The following is a 20376-nucleotide window of genomic DNA, read 5'->3' on the forward strand; positions in this document are numbered from 1 at the left end:
GCTTTGATCTTTCGGGAAATCTGTAGTGGCGCGCTGGTCAGCCCCTGGTAGAAGCTGCTGTCTCCCAGCTGGAGGTATCGACCCCGAGCTCGGATGAGGCGAAGCGGTAGAGGAGCCTGCGCATATTTTCGGGGCTGCTGCCGTAGGTTCCGTTGACGGTCTGGACAGCGAGGCCGTCGACAACGGCGAGCAGGAGTTGCGCCGTGTCCTCGGGCTCATGCACCGGTTTGATGCTGCCTTCGGCTGCTGCCTCCTCCAGGACGTCCAAGAAGAACTTCCGCCACAGCTCAAGGAGCGTATTAACTTCCCGCCGCATGACCGGGTCCTTGTGCGATGCCGCATATAGTTCAATCCAGAATCCCCACGCATCGGCGAAGGATTTGTCGCCTTCCACCGAGAAGGTCAGCAGGTCCCGAATTTTCGCCAAGGCGTTGGTTCCGTGCGCGGCAATTTCGCGCCACTCCTCCTCGGATTCGCGAATTCTGTGATCGATGGCCGCCAGAATGAGGCGGTCCCTTGTGCGGAAGTAATGCTGGATCATGCCGATGCTGAAGCCCGAGGCTTCGGAAACCGCCGCAAAGGAACAGCCGTCTACGCCGCAGGAGGAAATGATGGCAGCCGTGTGATTGACAATCGCAAGCCGGCGCTCTGCAATCTCTTCCTCTGTTACAGCATGCTTCTTTCTGGATCCGCCCACTGCTGCACTCCTCTTGCCTGTACTTCTACTGGTCCCGTCCGCACCACGCGGGTTTTCGAACAACCCTTGACAGTGATCTGCCTCACTTCAATAATAAGTGCAACATATTGGAGTTATCAACACTGTTTCGATTGATTCCGCCGATGGAAGGCACACCATGAATACGATCTACAGGAATTCCTGCCTAGCGGTAGCAGCGCTCTCGCTCCTGGCCGGCGTCACCGGCTGCACCAACACCGAGAGCACGGCAACAACTGAGGGCGAAGGCCCGAGCGCAACTGCGGGACCCGTCTTAGGGGAGGGCGGGCAGGAGGCAGCCCAAGCGGCGCAGGAAGATCCTGCCGTCAGCGCATTGGTCCCGCAGGACCTTAAAGACCGGGGGACCATGGACCTGGTCACTGATCCGACCTATGCCCCAATCGACTTCACCGATGACGAGGGCAACATCGTCGGCCTCGAACCGGACATGGCCCTGGCCGTTGCCAAGAAGATGGGGCTGGACATCACCATTAACAAGGGCGACTTCAACGGCATTCTCGCGGGAATTCAGGCAGGCCGATACGACGCATCCTGGGCTGCCTTCTCCATTACGCCGGAGCGGCAAGAGCTGGTCACCATGGTGAGTTACATGCAGAGCGGCACGTCTGTCATGGTCAAGAAAGACAACCCCGACGACGTAACGGGCGTCCTGGACCTCTGCGGGAAGACGATAGCTGCCCAAACGGGCACCACGCAGGCGCTCGACGTCTTGCCGGCCTTCCAGGCGGAATGCAAGAGCAGCGGTAAAGAAAAGATCACCGAGCTGGTGCTGCCGCAACAGGACAACGTGAACCAGGCAGTGGCCACCGGCCGCGCCGCCGCAATGGCGGCGGACGTTGCCTTGGTTGCCTACTACTCCCAGTTGCAGCCAGACGTTTTCATGGCCGTCGAAGACATTCTTGTCGAACCGGCGCTGGCAGGAGTCGTAGTCAACCAGAAGGACAAGGAACTGGCCGATGCCTTCAAGGCCGCCATCGACTCGTTGATTGCCGACGGCACCTACGCCGAGATCCTCGACGCGTGGAACCTGGGCAACACAGCGGTGGAAAAGTCCGAAATCAACCCCTCCAAGTGATCCGGACGTACAAGAAAGGCCAGGTCTAAAGGCCCATGAGCACGGAACGAACAAAGAAGCATCCGGCCGATTCCTCCCCGGGGCCGGCGGTGGACTATCTCGCACTCAGCGGCAGGCCCGTGCTGCGGCGGAAGCGCCCGGGCCAGCTGGTGGCAATCATCGTCGTCGGACTCTGTCTGCTCATCGCCGCCATAACGCTGGTTACTAACCAGGGCTTCGGATGGGACGTGGTAGCGCGTTACTTCTTCGACACGCGGATCCTCAGCGGGCTGGCGACTACACTGCAGCTGACCTTCATCGCCATGCTTATCGGCTTCGTCGTCGGTTTGCTCGTGGCGGTCATGCGGATGAGCGACAACTGGCTGATTGCCGGTGTCGCCGGGGCCTACGTCTGGTTCTTCCGCGGTACCCCTCTGCTGGTCCAACTGTTGTTCTGGGGCTTCGCCGCGGCGATCTTTCCAACCATCGGCATCGGGATCCCGTTCATTGGCCCGAATTTTGTCGAATGGGACACCAACGACGTCATCTCGCTCATGACCGCGGCCATCCTCGGCCTCGGCCTGAATGAAGGCGCCTACATGGCGGAGATCGTCCGCGCAGGGCTGCTCAGCGTACCGCAGGGCCAGACCGAGGCCAGCCGATCCATGGGCTTCAGCAAAATGGCCACGCTCTGGTACGTCGTCATCCCGCAGGCCATGAAGGTCATCATCCCGCCGGTCGGAAACAACGTGATCTCGATGCTCAAAACCACGTCGCTGGTCATCGTTATCGGCGTGGGTGATCTGCTGTACAACACCCAGCAGATTTATGCCCAGAACCTGCGCCAGATCCCCCTGCTGATTGTCGCCAGCATCTGGTACCTCCTGCTGACGACCATCCTGTCCTACTTCCAAGGCAAGCTGGAAAAGCGCTATTCCAAAGGCAATTCCCTCGTTACCGGAAAGGCGGCCCGCTGATGGCGACAGTCGAATTCCTCAATGTGCACAAGAGCTTCGGCGACGTGGAGGTGCTCAAGGGAATCAACCTCAAGGTCCAGCCGCAGCAGGTGGTCTGCCTGATCGGGCCATCAGGTTCCGGCAAGTCCACCCTCCTGCGGTGCGTCAATCATTTGGAGATGACCAATGCGGGCGCCATCCTGGTCGACGGCCGCATGATCGGCTATGACGTCAAAGGCGACCAACTGGTGGAAGCGCGACAGGCCGAGATCGACAAACGCCGTTCCAAGATCGGCATGGTGTTCCAGAACTTCAATCTCTTCGGCCATATGACTGCCCTCGAAAACGTCATGCACGGGCCGCTGAAACTCCTCAAGACCCCGAGGGCCCAAGCCGAGGCCAAAGCCCGCGATCTGTTGGGCAAGGTAGGTTTGGCGGACAAAGCCGGCAACTTCCCATCCCAGCTTTCCGGCGGCCAGCAGCAGCGCGTAGCCATAGCCCGTGCCCTCTCCATGGACCCGGACGTCATGCTTTTCGACGAACCTACCTCCGCATTGGATCCCGAGCTTGTGGGAGAGGTGCTGGAGGTCATGAAGAAACTGGCGCGAGCCGGCATGACCATGATCGTGGTGACCCATGAGATGGGCTTTGCGCGTGAAGTGGCCGACGTCGTCGCCTTCATGGACAACGGCGTCATCGTGGAGATGGGACCGCCCGATGACGTGCTGCAGCATCCCCAGCATGAACGAACGCGCAGCTTCCTGGCCCGCGTCTCCTAACCCGGGCTCTCCTCTAAGGACAGCCGGACTCACCACCCTACTGCGTGGACAACGTCGCCGTGCCCAACCCCGGGCAGTGCCTGCTCACGTACTCAAGACGCAGCACCCCGAAAGGAACACTAGTGAGCACCACCCAGGAAACCACCGCCGCAGCCGTCCCCGCAGGCCTCGCCGCCGAAGCCAAGGCAACAGCCCGGGAGTGGATCGACGCCAACATGGACCGGCTGTCCGAATGGCACCGGCACATTTGGGAGCTCGCGGAGCCGGCTTGGCGCGAATACCGCTCCGCCGCCTGGTACGTGGAGCGGCTGCGCGCCGAGGGCTTCGAGGTGGAAGAGGGCAGCGGCGGGATGCCCACCGCGTTCAAGGCCGAGTGGACGCAGGGGAGCGGCGGTCCGGTGCTGCTGACCTACGCCGAGTACGACGCCGTGCCGGGCAACTGCCAGGCCGCCTCCACCGAGGAGACCCCGCGCGACGGGCTGAGCGCCTTCGCACCCGGCCACACCGACCCGCACTCGGCGCTGGGCATCTCCACGCTGGCCGGCCTGCTCGGCACCAAGCTCGCCATGGACGTGCACGGCATCGCCGGCACCCTACGCTACACCGGCGAACCGGCGGAAAAGGTGCAGGGCTCCAAGGTGGTGCACGGGCTGCGCGGCTACTACGACGGGGTGGACGCAATTGTCAGCTTCCACCCGTTCTACATGCTGCCGCTGTGCAACACCGCCCGCTGGGACACCCAGTGCGGCTCCTATTACTCCAGGGTCTACTCGTTCATCTGCGACGAGCCGGAGACCTGGCAGCTCTCGGCCAACCCGAACTCGCCGATCCCGGCGTCGCACTCGGCGGCCCGCGCCCCGGGGGCGAACGTGGCGCTGATGCAGATGTACACCAGTTCGCGGGTGATGCAGGACGCCATGCTGCCCAGCTTCGGCGGCTGGAGCCTGTCGGACGCGATCCTCGGGTCCGGGCAGGCGACGGCGGACAACCTGCCGGCGCGGATCGCGCAGATCCAGTACTCCTGGCGCTGCCCCACGCTGGAGATGGCCGGGCACGTCCTGGCGGTGCTGGACCGCAACGCCGAGCACGCCGCGGCGATGGCGCACTGCCGGGTGGAGACCACCTGGGTGGCCCGCAACCGCCCCGGCATCACCAACCACGTGCTGGCGCAGGCGCTGTACAACAACCTTGAGGAAGTCGGCGCCCCGGTCTATGGCGACGACGCCGTGGCCGCCGCGCAGCAGATTCAGTCCGGTCTGGGGATCGAGCCGATGGAGAAGCCGTTCCTGGACGAGTGCGAATCGCTGATCTCGCCGCAGGACGCCGAGGAGGCGCTGCGCGAGCACCTGGCCCCGTGGCAGAAGAACTGGACCAGCGACGACTACGTGGAGATGACGCACTACGCACCGACCGTGCGCTTCTACATCTCCCGGCCCGCGCTGAAGCCCGCGCCCGGCAAGGGCGCCTACCCCGGCTGGGTGATGAACGCCCTCGGCGGTATCCCCGCCGCCATCGACCCCACCATTGAGGTGGCCGGCAAGACCATCGCCGGCACCTTCGTGGACATGCTGACGTCGCCGGAGCTGTTGGCGGAGGCCGGCGAGGAGTTCCGTCGCCGCAAGGCCGAGGACCCCACCGGAGCCCTGCTGCCCGCCGACTTCATGCCGCCGACCGGCCTCGCCTGGCCCGACTACACCCCGGCCGAACCGACGGCTTCCGGCGAGCGGGTCTGGCACCCGCAGGCGCTGTAGCATCCTGAAAAACGTAAGGGTGCCGTCCCTGGCGGGACGGCACCCCTCGCGACTGTCCGCAGGTTAGGCGGCGGGCTCTTCGACGACGGGCTCTTCGATGATCGGGTCTTCGACAACCGGCTGTTCGGCGGCGAGCTGCGCCTCGTAAGCGTTGGCAACGGCCTGGTAGGCGACGCGGGCTTCGTTGACGATCGCGCGGTTCTTGACGCGGAGGTCCTTCAAGGCAGCGGTCTGTGCCGCGCGCAGGTTCTTTACCTGCAGCTGCGCGGCTTTCACGGCCTTGCCCTTGGCGAGCTTCGCCTTCTTTGACACGGCCTTCAGCTCGGCGGCTGCGGTGGCGCGGGCCTGCTGTTCGGTGGTGCGGGCATTATTCTGCGCTGCCTTGAAGGCGGCCTTGGCGGCTTTGACGTCGGCCTCGGTCACGGCTGGCTCGGCGCTGACGGGTGCGGTGATGACCGGTTCGGTGACGGGCTCAAGGTTAGCGGCGGATGCGGCGGTGGCGCTTCCGCCGGCCAGGAGGGCGGCTGCGAGGAAGCCGGCGGCGATCTTGCGGATTGCAGTCATGTGTACTCCGTGTTCGGATGAGGTGGCCGGCCCAGTGCCCGCCACCCTTCGAAAATAACGAGTCCGACCGCCGCAAAGGCCCTCCTTGCGGCTAACCTGCCGAAACGTTGCCGCAGCTTTCCAAAACCTGCGTCTTTGGTGGGACGAGACGTATCTGAAGTGACTGCAACCTGCCCCTGGGAAGGAGGCGGGCAGCGCCGTCGTGATGGGTTTCCGGCTCTTCCGCCGGAACCCTTTTAGCGTTAACCTGATTAACATGAATTCCGTGCAGGACACGGGAGCCCGGGGCTACCGGATGGGCAAGCGGGCCGAAACAACCGCGGCCACGGCTGACCGGATCCTTACTGCCACGGTGGAGCTCTTCACCGCGGAAAGCCTGGCCGGCGTGACCCTTGGCAAGGTGGCCGAGCGCGCAGACACGACGGTCCAGACGATCATCCGCCGGTTCGGCGACAGGGACGGCCTGCTGGGAGCGGCCGCGGAACGGGCCAGCGCGGAAGTAGCCCGGGCCCGCGGTGCACTCGAACCGGGTGACGCGGCCGCCGCCGTCGTCAATCTTGTGGAGCACTATGAGCACGTGGGGCGGACTGCCTTGCGCATGCTCGCGGAGGAGGGCGGTTCGGACTTCATGCGCCGCATCACGGGGGAGGGGCGTGCCTTTCACCGGCGGTGGTGCGCCCGGGTTTTCGCCCCGTCCTTGGAAGGGCTGGAGAGTGCGGACCGCCGCCGCCGGCTGGCCCAGTTCGTCGCCGTTTGCGACGTCTACACCTGGAAGCTGCTCCGGCTCGACGCGGGCCTCAGCCGTCACCAGACGGAAAAAGCACTGCTCGAGATGCTCGAGCCCCTCATCGGGAGGACGCCATGTCCACCATCCTTGCGTACACCTCGCCCGCGCTCGGGCACCTCTACCCGCTGATCCCGCTGCTGCAGGAACTGGTCCGGCGGGGGCACGACGTCCACCTGCGCACCCTGGAATCCCAGCTGCCCGCGGTCCGTGCCCTTGGCATCCACGCGGAAGCGATGGACCGGCGGGCCATCACCGAGATCGAGGACTACCGGGCCGGGAACACCCGAGATGCCCTCGCCGCCTCGGCCAGCACGTTCGTTACGCGGGGCCGGTTCGACGGGCCGGATCTGCGCGTGGCGATGGACGGCGTGCGGCCGGACCTACTGGTGGTGGACATCAACGCGTGGGGTGCCCGCATGATGGCCGAATCCTCCGGCCTGCCGTGGGCGCTGTTCAGCCCGTACACCCCTCCCATCAGGTCGCAGGGCACCCCGCCGTTCGGGCCGGGGCTGCGTCCCTTGAGCGGTCCGTTGGGGCGGATTCGCGACGCCGCCGTCCGCCCGCTGGTGATCGGCGCCGTGGAGCGGCTGGTGCGTCCGGGCATCAACGCCCTGCGGGCCGAGTTCGGGCTGGGCAGCATCAAAACCGCCGACGAGTTCTTCCGCCTGGCACCGTTGATGCTGGTGGCCACCGCCGAGCCGTTCGAGTACCCGCACCCCGACTGGGGCGACCGGATCCGCATGATCGGTGCCCTGTCTTGGGAACCACCCGCCGAACCGCCGGCCTGGCCCGCCGAGACCACGGGGCCGCTGGTGCTGGTGACGACCTCCTCGGAGTACCAGGCGGACGAAGTGCTGGTCCGCGCCGCGGTCGACGGTCTCGCCGGCGAACCCTACACGGTCGCCGTCACCGTCCCCGCCGGGACCGCGGAGTTCGGGCCGCTGCCGGACAACGTCCACGTGGAGCGGTTCGCTTCCCACCTCGCTCTGTTGGAGCGGGCCGTGGCTGCGGTGACGCACGGCGGCATGGGAGCGACCCAGAAGGCGCTGGCGCGCGGGGTGCCGGTGTGCGTGGTCCCGTTCGGCCGGGACCAGCTGGAGGTCGCCGCCCGGGTGGTCGCCTGCGGGGCCGGTACCCGCTTGTCCGTGAAGAAGCTGTCGCCGGAGGCCCTGCGCGGCAAGGTTCGCCAGACAATCTCGATGGCCGACGGTGCCCGCCGGGTCGCGGCCGGCTACGACGCCGCCGGGGGAGCTCCTGCCGGTGCGGACGCAATGGAGGAGTTGCTGCGGCGGGGCGTTGGGGTGGGATAACCGTTTTGGGTGGGGGGGCTCATCGGTTTGCAGCACAGACACGGCAACGGGGTGGCGCGGAGTCAGCGCGGCCGGATTCCAGTCCACCCTTGATGGTCAGGACGCAAGGGGCGGGAACCGATCCTGATTGCTCGTTTGACCAACGAGAGGGCGTTCAGGTAGTGTTGCGCCCCACACGCGGCCGCAGGCCCAGCGGCTTCTCCTCCCCGTCTCGTATTCCTTCACGTGAGAGTCCCTCCATGCGCCTGGCCTTCAAAATGATGCTGATCCCGGTCCTGATGGCGCTCGCGCTCCTGGGCGGAGGGGTTGTCCCCGCTCAGGCAGCCACGGCCGCGATAACTCTCAGTCCCTCATCCGGACCGGCAGGGACCTCCGTCACGGTGACCGGCACAGGCTTTCCCAAGAAGTCCTCCGGAACAATCACGGGAGGAACAGAGCCTGTCCCCTTCCTCTCAAGTGCCTCGGGATACTTCCGTACCACGCTGGTTATCCCTGCGACCGAGCAGGCAACTGTCTCCATCGAGGCTAAAGCCGGCGCCACCCGCGCCTCCGCTCCCTTCACGCTCACCTACAGCAGCCCCTCGGTGACACAGGAGGAACCGGCGCCGCCCCAGCAGTCTCCCGCCCCCACCGCGCCATCGATCAGCAAGGCGCCGCTTCGCTTTGGCTTGGGAACGCCCGGTGGACCGCTGGCTTCGGCCGAACTGGACGCAGCGGCTGCCCTGGTTGGCGAAGCACCGTCGATCATCCTCTCCTACAAGGACTTCAACCAAGCCCCGCCCATCACCGAATTGGAAGCGGTCCGCTCCCGCGGAGCTCATACCTTGCTCACCTGGGAGCCCTGGACCTGGGGCGGAGGCACTGCACAACCCGCCTACTCGCTGGACCGGATCACCGCCGGAGACTTCGACCCCTACCTCCGCGAATGGGGTACCGCGCTGGCTAAGTGGGGCCACCCCGTGATGCTGCGCTTCGGCCACGAGATGAACGGAAACTGGTACCCCTGGTCCGAGGGAATCAACGGCAATACGGCCGGGGACTATGCCGCCGCTTGGCGGCACGTGCACGACGTCGTCTCTTCCACCGGCGCCCGTAACATCACCTGGGTCTGGAACCCGAACGTCCCCTACGCCGGATCTACCCTCTTGGACGGTCTCTACCCGGGCGCGGGTTACGTGGATGCGGTTGCCCTCGACGGCTACAACTGGGGCACCGCCGCCGCGTGGAGCACCTGGACCCCGCCGTGGGCGCTGTTCGCCGACGGGCTTGGACAACTCCGGTCGCTGGCCCCGGGCAAGCCCATCCTCATCGCCGAAACGTCCTCCGCGGAAGAGGGCGGCTCCAAGGCGGCCTGGAACAAGGACCTTGTCTACTACCTGTCCCAGCAGCCCGACATCACCGCCCTGGTCTGGTTCCACTACAACAAGGAAACGGACTGGCGCATCGACAGCAGCAAAGCGTCTGCCACTGCGCTCGCCGAAGCCCTGGCCGCCCGGCCCAAATAGCGAACGGACGTGCGCGCCTTCCACTAATCTGGATAATCCGGCAGCGCCGACCCAGAAAAATCCTGCACGCTCTGCTGGCCGAGCGGCCGGATGGGGCGCGACGTTACACAGCAGCATCTGGTCTTCAGCGCGCACGCGACGAGCCTGTCCGACCGTCGCTGCCGCCGGGTGCAGCCCATCGCCAGCGACTTAGGATGGGAGGCGCACAGAGTATGAGGGTGCGCAGTCAAGAGGAGGACCCAATTCCCGCCACCGCGCCACGGACGCAGCGCCCACAGCTGCAGCAATTGCTGGTCACGCTCTACGGTCTTTATGCGGGAGGCGCCGGAGCGTGGCTGCCGGTCTCTGTGCTGGTGGCCATGTTGGCGGATCTGGGCGTGGACGGCCAAGCGGCGCGGTCGACCATTTCCCGGTTGAAGTCAAAGGGTGTGCTGTCCGGCCGCCGGGTCGACGGTGTGTCGGAATACGCCCTTTCCGAAGGGGTGCTGGATATTTTCCATGCCGATGACCAGCGGATCTTCGCACCGGAACGCTCACGGCCGGACGATGCCTGGGCTTTGGTGGTGTTTTCCGTGCCGGAGGCGGAGCGAAACCGCCGGTACGAACTGCGCGCCGAACTGACCAGCCTCGGCTTCGGGTTTGTGGCGGCGGGTGTGGCGATCGCTCCCACTACGGTGATGGAGCAGGCTATGCGCCGGCTGGCTGACCGCGGCCTTGACCGCTACACGGAGTACTTTGCCGGAAGCTACCTCAAAGAGGGCGACATCCGCGAGCACGTGCAGCAGTGGTGGGACCTGGCGCTGCTTGAGCGCCAGTACGAAGATTTTCTACAGTGCTACTCGCTCCCGGCGGACGAGTGGCAGCGCCGGACCGAAGCAGGTGAGCGGCCGCATCCGCGCGAGGCTTTCAGCCTGTACGTGCCGATGCTGACTCAGTGGCGAAGGTTCCCCTACCGGGACCCGAACTTGCCCTTCGAATACTTGCCAGAAGGCTGGAAAGCACCGCAAGCCAAACAAGTGTTCCTGACCCTGGACGGCATCCTCCGTGCTCCGGCCGCCGACCGTGCACATGCGCTGTTGGGAACACCAGTTCCCTGAGCCGGTACCCGTATCCCGAATGATCGCCGATGCCGGTGCCCTGCCTGCGGGAGGAGGGCACCGGCGTCGTGACCACAGGGTCACCTCGGCCGCTGGAGCGGGGATTACGCGCCGGGAACGCTGCCCTCGGGCAGGAAGTTTACGTCGTGCAACGCCGATCGGCGGACAACTTCTTCCGGATCGCTGAGGTCGTGCAGTTGGTCGAATAGCTGGGCGAGCCGGCCTGACGGGCTGACCCAGAAGAGAGCCTTGCCCGGGGTCTCTCCCTTGTTGTAGTAGGCGTGCGGCAGATCCCGGGGCATGCGTACGGTGTCGCCCGGGCCCGCAGTGGTCCACTCGCCGTCGAGGTACAGCGTGTAGACGCCTTCCATCACGTAGATGTGCTCGTCCTGAGTCGGGTGGACGTGCGGCGGCACGCCCGTTCCGGTGGGATCCAGCGACAGCCACGCAAAGCTTGTGGCGCTTTCCGACTTGGCCAAGTAGGTGTGGCCGAGGACGTTCCAGGTTTTGTTACCCATGGCTTCGCTGGCCAGAGTGATGCCCTTGGGCAGGTCTCCCAGAACGATTTCCTGATCCTGTTGCGCCTGCATGGCGGCTCCTTTCGTTGAACGAACTGTGCAGCCAGCATGGCAGGCTGAAGGTTTATATGCAATAGGTATTGCGATCGCAAAACTAGCTCCATATGATGTGTGTCACGCTTCGATCGCTACCAGGCCGAGGCGCGTCACGACGCCGCCACATCACCTTTCCGGGCGGCTCCTTTCCCGCCCACCTACCGAAGGAAAGAGGGCACATGGCTACAGCACCGCAGGGTATGAGCGTTCACACGCTTGGAACGGGAGGCGGTCCGATTGTCTCCAGCAGTCGCGCAGGAACCAGCACCGCCATCCGCGTAGACGACGCTGTCTACGTGGTGGACTGCGGGATGGGCAGCATCCGCAACTACCGATCCAGCTCCACGTGGGGTGAACTGCGGGGGATTTTCCTGACTCACCACCACTCGGATCATGTGTACGACCTGGGTTCGTTCCTGGTCACCGGTTGGCAAGTCCCCGGGGAGTCTTTCAGCCGGCAGATCCAGATTCTGGGTCCGGGCCGTCCGGAGCGTGTACCGGCTCTGGATGACGAGCATGCCGGGCAGCTCGGCACCCGGTTAGGCAACCGCGGCATGACAGGTACCCGCGAGATGGTCGGCGCGCTGCTGGACAAGGTTTTCGCGTCGGACATCTGCATCCGGATGGCCGATGAAGGGCGCGCCGACCCGAACGACTGGGTGGTTGCCGCGGATATCGAGATACCAACATCGGCGGCCGCAGACCCTGTCTACAACCGGCATCCCGAGATGGAGCCCTTCGAGATCTACCGGGACGACAAAGTGGCCGTCAGCGCCATTCTGGTGGACCACCGGCTGTGTTTCCCGGCCTTCGCCTACCGTTTCGACTCGGCGTACGGGTCGGTGGTGATATCGGGCGATACAGCCTTTTCGGAGAACTGCATCCGGCTTGCGCAGGGTGCCGAGCTGCTGCTGCACGAGGTGATGGATCTGGAAGCCATCCTTGCGACCTTCCCGGACGGGCCGACCCGCAACGGCATAGAAGTTCACCTGCGTGAATCGCACACCCCCTACACCGAAGTGGGCAAGGTAGCCGCACGTGCCGGTGTGGGGCGGCTGGTGCTGCACCATGTGGTGCCGAACACGCCGGGCGCGGCTGACACACAGAAAATGCAGGAGGCCGCTGCCGCCGACTTCGGTGGCCCGGTGGACGTGGCCGAAGACAATGACGTTTTCGTCCTACCGCCGGGGTTCCCGGTTGGTGCGCCGTCCGCCGCGGGGGCAGCGTCGTCCGTGGCCGCAGCCGAGACCTTGGAGGTCGGAGTATGAGCGCGCAGCAGGCCCGGCAGGTAACCGGGCAGGAGGAGCTGATCGCGCCGCATACCCTCCGGGCCGCGGTCAAGTATGGCCGGATGAATCGTCGAGCCTGGCTGGTCACGGGAGCGCTGGTGGTTTTTCAGATCATCAACTTCGCGGACAAGGCGGTCCTCGGCCTGGTTGCAGCGCCCGTGATGCAGGAACTCAACCTGAGCGCCGGTGAGTTCGGCTTCATTGGCAGCGCGTTCTTCTTTCTCTTCGCGGCAGCTGCCGTGGCAGTGGGCTTCCTGGCTGGCAAGGTGCCGACGCGTTGGATCCTGCTGGCAATGGGTATTTCCTGGGCGGTGCTGCAGTTCCCGATGCTCTTCGGCGGCGGCGCGGCCGTCCTGTTGGTTACCCGGATCATCCTGGGCGCGGCAGAGGGGCCGGCCACTCCCATCAGCCTGCAGCACGTCCACGGCTGGTTCCCGGCCAAGGAGCGGGGGCTGCCCAGCAGCATGGTCGCCATCGGCTCCACGCTGGGGCCCATCATTGCAGCTCCGGTGCTGGCCTGGATCATCGCACATCCCGATCTGGGCTGGCGCTGGGCCTTCGGATTTCTGGGAATCGTGGGGTTGCTGTGGTCGCTTGCCTGGCTGTTCATAGGACGCGAAGGTCCCTATAGCCACACTGCCACGTCAGAATCCGGAAAGGCGGGCGGAGAGGAGCCAACTGTTGCTGCCGCGGCGGCGGGAGAGGAACGAACGGCGCCCGCTCCCGCGACCGCAAGTATCGCTGACCGTTCGGACTTGCTCAAGATAGTGCCGATTCGACGTGTGCTCGGCACTCGCATGTTCCTGTGCGCTGTCCTGGCGGGAGCCGGTTGCTTCTGGGCGCAGGGATTCCTGACCACCTGGTCGCCCAAATACCTCGCTTCGGTCGTCGAGCTTTCACCCGAGATGATCGGGCTCGTCTCCACCTTCCCCTGGGTCCTCGGCGCGCTGGCGCTGCTGGTGCTCGGCTACACCTCCCGGTTCCTCATGCAGCGCGGTGTGACCGTTCGCTGGGCACTCGGGGCGTTGTTCGGGGCATCGCTGTTGTGTTCGGGTGTGTGTTTCCTTGTGCTGCCGCAGGTCGGCGGCGCGGCAGCGGTGGTCTTTGTGACGCTTGGCGCGGGCCTGGCGCTGGTCTTTCCGCTGGCTCCGACGGCCCTGGCCTTCAGCGTCTGCGCCAAGCAGCGTGGCGCCGTGATGGCCACCTTGACCGGTTTGGCCTCGCTCGGCGGCGTGATCGCTCCGGCGATGGTCGGCAGCCTCATGGACCGTGCCGGCTATGTCATAGGCCCCAAGGGTGTTGCCGATACCGGCGAGATGGCGGCGCGGCTGGCAGCGGGGATGAACTCGGCATTCTGGATGATCGGCATCTACCTCGTCGCGGTCGGGATCCTGAGCGTCATCATGCTCAACCCGGACCGTACGGCAAATCGGCTGCAGCAGCGGTTCGTGTTCAACGGCTGAACGGCGGAAGGCCGCCGTCGTCTATCGACCCGGCAGGGCGCTCCGTCACCGTTGCGCCATAGGATGGACGTGGTCTGCAGTGAAGGGAGAACCATGGAGGCGAACGACGGCGGCCTGCCGGAGGTCAGCATCGAACGGACCGTCGAGTGGGTCGATACCGACGCGGCCGGCCACCAGCACAATTCCGTAATCATGCGGTGGGTGGAGGCTGCTGAGGCCGAACTGTTCCGTCGGCTGCAGTTGCCCGATTACTTCCCCAGCGCCCCGCGCGTGCAGCAGGTGATCAACTACCGGGCCAAGCTGTGGTTCGGCCAGCGGGTGACCGCCCGGTTGTCCGTGCAACAGTTAGGCCGGACATCCCTGACGTTCGCGTTCGAGGTCCACGGTCAGCCGCATGAACAGTCGCCGGGCGGTCTGGCGGCCCACGGAACCTTCACCACTGTTTACGTACCGGCCGACAGCGGCGGCGCGCAGCCGTGGCCCGACCACATGCGCGCCGCCATCTGCGGTGCAGGCTTCCGGTCCTCGGATGCGGGAATCTTGAAGGCATGATGGAGATTCCAGCGCCGCAACTGCAGCACCAGCAGTTAATTCTCACCATCTACGGCTTGTACGGGCGGCGAGGTGGATCCGCGCTGCCCGTGTCTGTGCTGATCGATATGCTTGGCGACCTGGGGCACGACGCCCCGGGCGTGCGTTCAGCGGTCTCGCGCATGAAGGCCAAGGGCGTGCTCAACAGCGTTCGGAGCGGTGGAGCGGCGCGATACGAGCTGTCGCCGCGCTCGCTGGAGATAGTGCAGGAAGGCGATGAGCGCATTTTCGCGCCGCAGCGAGGGGGGCCGGAGGGACGATGGGTGCTGGCGATTTTCTCGGTGCCGGAGTCTATGCGCGATCGCCGTCACCAACTTCGCACCGAACTGGCCCGGCTTGGTTTCGGGTCCATGTCGGCGGGGGTTTGGATCGCTCCGGCCGCAGTCCGGGAAAGCGCCCGGCGGCGGCTCGAAGACCGCGGTTTGGCCGAGTACGTGGAATTCTTCACGGGCGAGTACTCGGAAGGGCCGGATATGCGTGCCAAGGTGGCTCAATGGTGGGACCTCGACGCGTTGGCCGCTCAAATCAATGAATTTCTGGACTACTACGGTGGATCGCTGGCAGCGTGGACGGAGCGCGTGGGAGACGACGCCGCACAGGCGCTGGCCGCGTCGGATGCCGAAACCAAACGGGACGCTTTCCGGTACTACGTGCCCATGCTGACGTTGTGGCGGCGTCTGCCGTATCGGGATCCCGGCCTACCGCTGAAATACCTGCCTGAAGGTTGGCGCGGTCCGGACGCGCGGCAAACCTTTTTCGGAGTTCATCGCTTGATCGGCCCGCTGGCCGAGGCTTACGCCCAGTCGTTGGTCGCTGGCGCCGCCGGGGCTAAGCCCTGACTGCATAAGCTGCCGATCGCCGGTACCGTGTGGGGCTTAGGCGTCTGCCGGCCACGCCGACCGGTTGCAAGCCGAGCCAGCGGGACGCCTGCCCGTCCTCAAAGTTCATGTGCGGAAATCTGGTGACGCCCGTCACAAGCCTGTGTTATGTTGTGCCAGTATGACGCTCGTAAAGATGTCGGCATATGCCTTGGATGGTGCAGTTGAACCGCACAACGGCAGTCCTGCCCGTCCCGTAGAGCACTCGCCCACTTCGTCCCGAATGATGAATTGAGATCCGAATGACAACTACATCCCCGCCCGCCTTCAGGGTGCCGCCCAAGGCAACGAAGACGGTGCTTTTTTGCTGCTGGCTGGCCATCTTGGCGGAAGGCTACGATGTCGGCGTCCTTGGTGCTGTCCTGCCGGCGCTCGCGGAGTACCGTGCCTGGGACCTTACGCCGTTGGAGCTCGGTGGACTCGGAGCCTACGCCCTGGTTGGAATGCTCATCGGTGCCCTGTTTATCGGCACCCTTAGCGATATGTACGGGCGCAAAAAGATGCTGTTGGTCTCAATGGTCATCTTCACCCTGACACAAGCAGGTGCCGCGGTCGCTCCGACGCCGGAAATCTTCGGTCTTTTCCGACTCATCGGCGGCCTTGGCATGGGCGGCGTCATTCCCGTGGCCGCCGCGCTGACAATCGAGTATTCGGCTCCGAAAAAGCGTTCGTACAATTACGGACTCATGTACTCCGGCTACTCGCTGGGCATCGTTGCCGCGGCGCTCATGGCGCTCTTCTTGCTCCCGGTGGCCGGTTGGCGCTGGGTGGTCGCCATCGGCGCCGTCCCGGTTCTACTCTTGCCGGTTATCGCCAAGCTGCTGCCCGAGTCGCTGGACTATCTGGAGGCCAGCGGAAAGCGGCAGCAGGCTGAGCTTTTGGCCGGCCGATTGGGAATAGCTCCTTATGTTCCGACCGTGCCAACGAAGCCAGTCGAAGAAGGCAAGACCGACCCCTGGTGGCGGACCATTACGACGATGTTCTCTTCCCGGTACTTGCGCTCCACAGTATTCTTCTGGATTTCCCTCTTCTGCGGCATGGTCCTGGTCTACGGGCTGAACACCTGGCTGCCTTCCATCATGAAATCCGCCGGCTACGACCTTGGTTCCTCTCTGACCTTCCTGTTGGTGTTCAGCCTCGCCTCCGCTGCAGGAGGGCTGGCCTTGGGCAGGGCTGCAGACAGGTACGGTCAGAAGCTCATTCTGGTGGTCTTCTACCTCCTCGGGGGTCTAGGCATTCTTCTGCTGATATTCCCCGGCAACATGGTGGTCAATCTCCTGTTTGTCGCGTTCGCCGGTATCGGCTCCATCTCTACCTCGCTGGTGCTGACCGGCTACATTGCCGACTACTATCCCGCAAATATGCGGGCCACCGCCACCGGTTGGGCGTTGAGCTTCGCTCGCATCGGAGCCATCTCCGGCCCCTTGATTGGTGGATGGATCGGAAGCGCCGCACTGCCCTTCGAGTGGAACTTCATCATTTTCGCCGGAGTCGCCGTTATCGCAGCGGTAGCAGTTGCGCTGATTCCGAAACGCATTTCGCCAACGCTGCCGTCGACGAAGCCAGGCGGTGAAACTGCCGACGTGGGCGTCCGCTAGCCGAACTGCTGACCGCGGAAATCCCTCGGAGCCGAGCCGGAGCCGAGGCATTTCCGTCATTTCATCGATACTGCGGGACCATTGCCGAGCTGGACTGGTCCCGCCCATGGAGGGATACGTCTTGACCGTTACAACCAACAACTGCCGACAGGCACGCCCGCAAGCAGACGCCCGTCCACCCGTCAACGTCGCAGAGCTCGTCGGCTACACCCTGGCACGTCTGGGGGCGGGCCACGTTTTCGGGGTAGTAGGCAGCGGCAACTTCACTGCGACCACGGCGTTGCGCCGCTACGGCGTCCCGTTCACCGCCGCCCGGCATGAAGCCGGCGCAGCGACCATGGCCGACGCGTACGGGCGGGTGTCCGGAAGGGTGGGCATCGCTTCTACCCACCAAGGCTGCGGACTGACCAATGCCGTCACCGGGATCGGGGAAGCCGCTAAGAGCCGCACTCCGATGATCGTGCTGACAGCGGATACGGCGGCCTCGGCCATCCGTTCCAACTTCAAAATCGACCAAGATGTCCTGGCACGAAGCGTCGGTGCCGTCGCCGAACGCGTTCATTCGCCGGAGAGCGCCGTAGCGGACACCGTCCGTGCCTACCGTACCGCTGTCAACGAACGCCGGACGGTGGTGCTGTCGCTGCCCACGGATATCCAGGCGGCGGCTGTGTCTGCCGACGTGCCCGATGTTAAACCTCTCCCCGTGCCGCAGGCCGTCCGTCCGGACGCCGCATCGGTCTCCCGGTTAACCGATCTGATTCGCGGCGCGCAGCGTCCCGTCTTTGTCGCCGGACGCGGCGCCCGCGGAGCGGGTCCGCAGATTTCGGCGCTTGCCGCAGCCTCCGGGGCGCTGGTGGCAACCTCCGCAGTGGCACATGGGCTCTTCGCCGGAGATCCCTTCAATCTCGGAATATCCGGAGGGTTTTCCTCCCCCTTCACCGCGGAAACAATTGGCAGCGCGGACCTGATAGTCGGCTGGGGCTGCGCACTGAACATGTGGACCATGAGGCACGGGTCCTTGATCGGGGCGAACACGCTAGTGGCCCAGATCGATGTCGAGGATTCGGCCCTCGGCGCTAACCGGCCAATCGAACTGGGCGTACTCGGTGACAGCGCCGAGACGGCCCAGGCCGTACTGGAAGTGCTGCAGGCCGAGGGCTACCGGGCCGCCGGACTGCGTACCCAGGAGATGGCCGCTCAGATCTCCGCCCGTGCCCGCTGGAACTCCGTGGCGATAGAAGACCTGTCCACTGATGAGGTCATCGACCCCCGCGTCATCAGCCGGGAGCTGGACAAGATCCTCCCGGCTGACCGGCTGGTGTCCATCGACTCCGGAAACTTCATGGGTTACCCCAGCAGTTACCTGTCGGTGCCGGACGAATTCGGATTCTGCTTCACCCAGGCATTCCAATCCATCGGACTCGGGCTTGCGACTGCCATCGGCGCCGCCACAGCCCGCCCGGACCGCCTGCCAGTCCTGGGCACCGGGGACGGTGGCTTCCTGATGGGGATCGCAGACCTGGAGACAGCAGTGCGGGAGCGGATCCCGTTGGTGGTCATCGTCTACAACGACTCCGCTTACGGCGCCGAGGTCCATCACTTCGACGTAGGGGACGAGGAACTTGAGGTGGTCCGGTTCCCGCTCGTGGACATCGCCTCGATAGCCAGAGGCTACGGGGCCGAAGCCGTCACCGTTACCGGCTTGGCCGACCTGGCGGCGGTTTCGGCGTGGCTTGCGGGTCCGCGGGCGGAGCCGCTGGTCATCGACGCGCGGATTGCCTCCGACGGCGGTGCCTGGTGGCTTGCCGAGGCATTCAAGGGGCATTGACCGCCGGCGCTGCCGAGGTGCGGTCGGCCACGACCGCAAAAAAGTGTGGGAGGGCGGAAAACTCCGCCCTCCCACAGGATTTGGCTCTGCGTTTTAACTCAGCGCTCCGGTATCACCGCGATGCCTTGGATCTCGATCAGCGCTTCTTTCTGCCACAAACGCGAGACGCCGATGCCGGCCATCGCCGGATACTCTGTCCCCGCCATCTCCCGCCACAGGCGCCCGATTTCCCGGCCGTTGGCCAAGTAATCGTCCACATCGGTGAGGTAGATGGTCACGCTGACCAGGTCTTCCGGGCGTCCGCCGGCTTCCTCCAGCGTGACGAGCACGTTGGAGAACGCTTGGCGGAACTGTTCCACAATGCCGCCCGGGACAATCTGCATGTCCTTGTCCAGCGCGGTCTGGCCGCCTAGGAAGACCGTGTTTCCGGCCAGGATTCCATGCGCGTAGCCGGATGGCTTGGGTAGTGAAGCGGGATTGATGGTGCGGTTCCCAAGGGCTGACTGATGGCTCATGTGTTCTCTCCTGGCGTTGATGGGTCGGTGTGGTCAGTTTGGAAAAAACTCTGGTGCAGATCGCTTCGATCGTGTACGTTGAGCATATGTGACGGCCGTAAAAAAGTCGACACATTGAAAACGAAGGAGAAACCGCATGAAACTAGCCACCTTGCGAACCGGCCCCGGCAGCACCACGGCAGCCGTCCAAATAGCGGCCGGCGCCTATGTGCCGTTGCCGGCCTCCGATGTGGGAGCCTTGCTGGCGACGCCGGGCTGGCGTGCGGTGGCCGAGGAGGCCGTGCGCACCGCCGCGGGCGCGGCCGTCGTCCGGCCCGGGGACCGCGAACTGGCACCGGTGGTGCCGCGGCCGGGCAAGGTGATTTGCTGCGGTCTGAACTACGGCGACCACATCCAGGAAATGGGCCGCGAGCTGCCCGAGTATCCGACGCTGTTCGCCAAGTTCGCGGACACCCTGGCCGGGCCGGAGGACCAACTCACGGTAGCCGGCAGCGAGAACGTCGACTGGGAGGCCGAGCTGGCCGTGGTGGTGGGGGCCACTCTGACCCGCGCCGACGAGGACCAGGCTGCGGCCGCCGTTGCCGGCTACACCGTGGCCAACGATGTCTCCATGCGGGACTGGCAGCGCCGGACCCTGCAGTGGTTCCAAGGCAAGGCTTTCGACGCGAGCACGCCGCTGGGACCGGTGCTGGTTACCGCTGACGAATTCGACGGAAGCGGAGTAGAGGTCCGCGGCTACGTGAACGGCGAACTGGTGCAGCGCGGCCACACCCGCACGCTGGTGTTCGGTCCGGCCAAGCTGCTGTCCTATATTTCGCAGTTCACCACGCTGCGCCCGGGCGACGTGGTCCTGACCGGCACACCCGGGGGAGTGGGCATGGGCATGGTTCCGCCGCGCTTCCTGGCCGACGGCGACGTGCTCAGCACCGAGATCGACGGCATCGGCCGCCTGACTAACCTGATCCGCATCCAGTCCGCCGACGGCTTGTCGGAGCCCGCACCAACACTTTCAGAAACAACGACGGCGGTGCCAGCCGCCCGCGGCTAAGGCGCCTTTCCCA

19 protein-coding genes are annotated in these 20376 nt (G+C 65.0%); 15 read left to right on the forward strand and 4 right to left on the reverse strand.

The features are described from left to right. Positions 1–37: 37 nt before the first annotated feature. Positions 38–697 carry a TetR/AcrR family transcriptional regulator gene (locus tag AC5RUH_RS02160; protein ID WP_494127795.1) on the reverse strand — a complete coding sequence of 220 codons (660 nt, stop codon included), beginning with the start codon at positions 695–697 and terminating at the stop codon, positions 38–40. A gap of 157 nt (positions 698–854) precedes the next feature. Here AC5RUH_RS02160 and AC5RUH_RS02165 point away from each other — a divergent pair, with 157 nt between their 5' ends. From AC5RUH_RS02165 to AC5RUH_RS02180, 4 genes are all read left to right on the forward strand, one after another. After that, a complete protein-coding gene (locus AC5RUH_RS02165; protein WP_494127796.1) occupies positions 855–1811 on the forward strand; it encodes an ABC transporter substrate-binding protein in 957 nt (318 codons plus the stop codon). A 35-nt stretch (positions 1812–1846) separates the two neighbouring features. Further along, entirely contained in the window at positions 1847–2767 is a 921-nt protein-coding gene (locus AC5RUH_RS02170) for an amino acid ABC transporter permease (protein WP_494127797.1), read from the forward strand. Continuing rightward, the gene (locus AC5RUH_RS02175) at positions 2767–3525 is read left to right on the forward strand and encodes an amino acid ABC transporter ATP-binding protein (protein ID WP_494024482.1); all 759 of its coding nucleotides are present in this window, start codon (positions 2767–2769) and stop codon (positions 3523–3525) included. Before AC5RUH_RS02170 ends, AC5RUH_RS02175 begins: the two co-directional genes overlap by 1 nt. 122 nt (positions 3526–3647) lie before the next feature. Further along, on the forward strand, positions 3648–5276 hold the full coding sequence (locus AC5RUH_RS02180; protein ID WP_494127798.1) for a zinc-binding metallopeptidase family protein: 1629 nt from the start codon (positions 3648–3650) through the stop codon (positions 5274–5276). Positions 5277–5339: 63 nt separating this feature from the next. Here the strand turns inward: AC5RUH_RS02180 and AC5RUH_RS02185 are convergent, their stop codons facing one another. Further along, entirely contained in the window at positions 5340–5840 is a 501-nt protein-coding gene (locus tag AC5RUH_RS02185; protein ID WP_494127799.1) for a hypothetical protein, read from the reverse strand. A 256-nt stretch (positions 5841–6096) separates the two neighbouring features. On the opposite strand from AC5RUH_RS02185, the gene AC5RUH_RS02190 reads away from it, so the two are divergent. The 4 genes from AC5RUH_RS02190 to AC5RUH_RS02205 all read left to right on the forward strand — a co-directional run bounded on the left by AC5RUH_RS02190 (position 6097) and on the right by AC5RUH_RS02205 (position 10539). Next, a complete protein-coding gene (locus AC5RUH_RS02190) occupies positions 6097–6756 on the forward strand; it encodes a TetR/AcrR family transcriptional regulator (RefSeq protein ID WP_494127800.1) in 660 nt (219 codons plus the stop codon). Continuing rightward, on the forward strand, positions 6702–7937 hold the full coding sequence (locus AC5RUH_RS02195; protein WP_494127801.1) for a nucleotide disphospho-sugar-binding domain-containing protein: 1236 nt from the start codon (positions 6702–6704) through the stop codon (positions 7935–7937). The genes AC5RUH_RS02190 and AC5RUH_RS02195 overlap by 55 nt, the downstream gene beginning before the upstream one ends. A gap of 239 nt (positions 7938–8176) precedes the next feature. Next, the gene (locus AC5RUH_RS02200) at positions 8177–9442 is read left to right on the forward strand and encodes a glycosyl hydrolase (RefSeq protein ID WP_494127802.1); all 1266 of its coding nucleotides are present in this window, start codon (positions 8177–8179) and stop codon (positions 9440–9442) included. Between the two features lie 194 nt (positions 9443–9636). Then, entirely contained in the window at positions 9637–10539 is a 903-nt protein-coding gene (locus AC5RUH_RS02205; protein WP_494127803.1) for a PaaX family transcriptional regulator, read from the forward strand. 104 nt (positions 10540–10643) lie between these two features. Here the strand turns inward: AC5RUH_RS02205 and AC5RUH_RS02210 are convergent, their stop codons facing one another. Continuing rightward, positions 10644–11129, reverse strand: a complete 486-nt coding sequence (locus AC5RUH_RS02210) for a cupin domain-containing protein (RefSeq protein ID WP_494002127.1) — start codon at positions 11127–11129, stop codon at positions 10644–10646. Between the two features lie 203 nt (positions 11130–11332). Between AC5RUH_RS02210 and AC5RUH_RS02215 the strand changes: the two genes are divergently transcribed. The 6 genes from AC5RUH_RS02215 to AC5RUH_RS02240 all read left to right on the forward strand — a co-directional run bounded on the left by AC5RUH_RS02215 (position 11333) and on the right by AC5RUH_RS02240 (position 18800). Then, a complete protein-coding gene (locus AC5RUH_RS02215) occupies positions 11333–12421 on the forward strand; it encodes an MBL fold metallo-hydrolase (RefSeq protein WP_494127804.1) in 1089 nt (362 codons plus the stop codon). Then, on the forward strand, positions 12418–13905 hold the full coding sequence (locus tag AC5RUH_RS02220; RefSeq protein WP_494127805.1) for an MFS transporter: 1488 nt from the start codon (positions 12418–12420) through the stop codon (positions 13903–13905). Before AC5RUH_RS02215 ends, AC5RUH_RS02220 begins: the two co-directional genes overlap by 4 nt. Before the next feature lie 93 nt (positions 13906–13998). After that, positions 13999–14457, forward strand: a complete 459-nt coding sequence (locus AC5RUH_RS02225) for an acyl-CoA thioesterase (protein WP_494127806.1) — start codon at positions 13999–14001, stop codon at positions 14455–14457. Further along, entirely contained in the window at positions 14454–15335 is an 882-nt protein-coding gene (locus tag AC5RUH_RS02230; protein WP_494127807.1) for a PaaX family transcriptional regulator, read from the forward strand. Before AC5RUH_RS02225 ends, AC5RUH_RS02230 begins: the two co-directional genes overlap by 4 nt. Before the next feature lie 281 nt (positions 15336–15616). Continuing rightward, complete coding sequence (locus AC5RUH_RS02235) at positions 15617–16972, forward strand: MFS transporter (protein WP_494127808.1); 1356 nt, start codon at positions 15617–15619, stop codon at positions 16970–16972. A 121-nt stretch (positions 16973–17093) separates the two neighbouring features. Beyond that, complete coding sequence (locus AC5RUH_RS02240; protein ID WP_494127809.1) at positions 17094–18800, forward strand: thiamine pyrophosphate-binding protein; 1707 nt, start codon at positions 17094–17096, stop codon at positions 18798–18800. A 98-nt stretch (positions 18801–18898) separates the two neighbouring features. Here AC5RUH_RS02240 and AC5RUH_RS02245 read toward each other — a convergent pair whose 3' ends face one another. After that, complete coding sequence (locus AC5RUH_RS02245) at positions 18899–19315, reverse strand: RidA family protein (RefSeq protein WP_494002134.1); 417 nt, start codon at positions 19313–19315, stop codon at positions 18899–18901. A gap of 136 nt (positions 19316–19451) precedes the next feature. On the opposite strand from AC5RUH_RS02245, the gene AC5RUH_RS02250 reads away from it, so the two are divergent. After that, entirely contained in the window at positions 19452–20363 is a 912-nt protein-coding gene (locus AC5RUH_RS02250; protein WP_494002135.1) for a fumarylacetoacetate hydrolase family protein, read from the forward strand. Positions 20364–20376: the final 13 nt, after the last annotated feature.

The organism is Arthrobacter sp. Y3223166 (genome assembly GCF_059090935.1).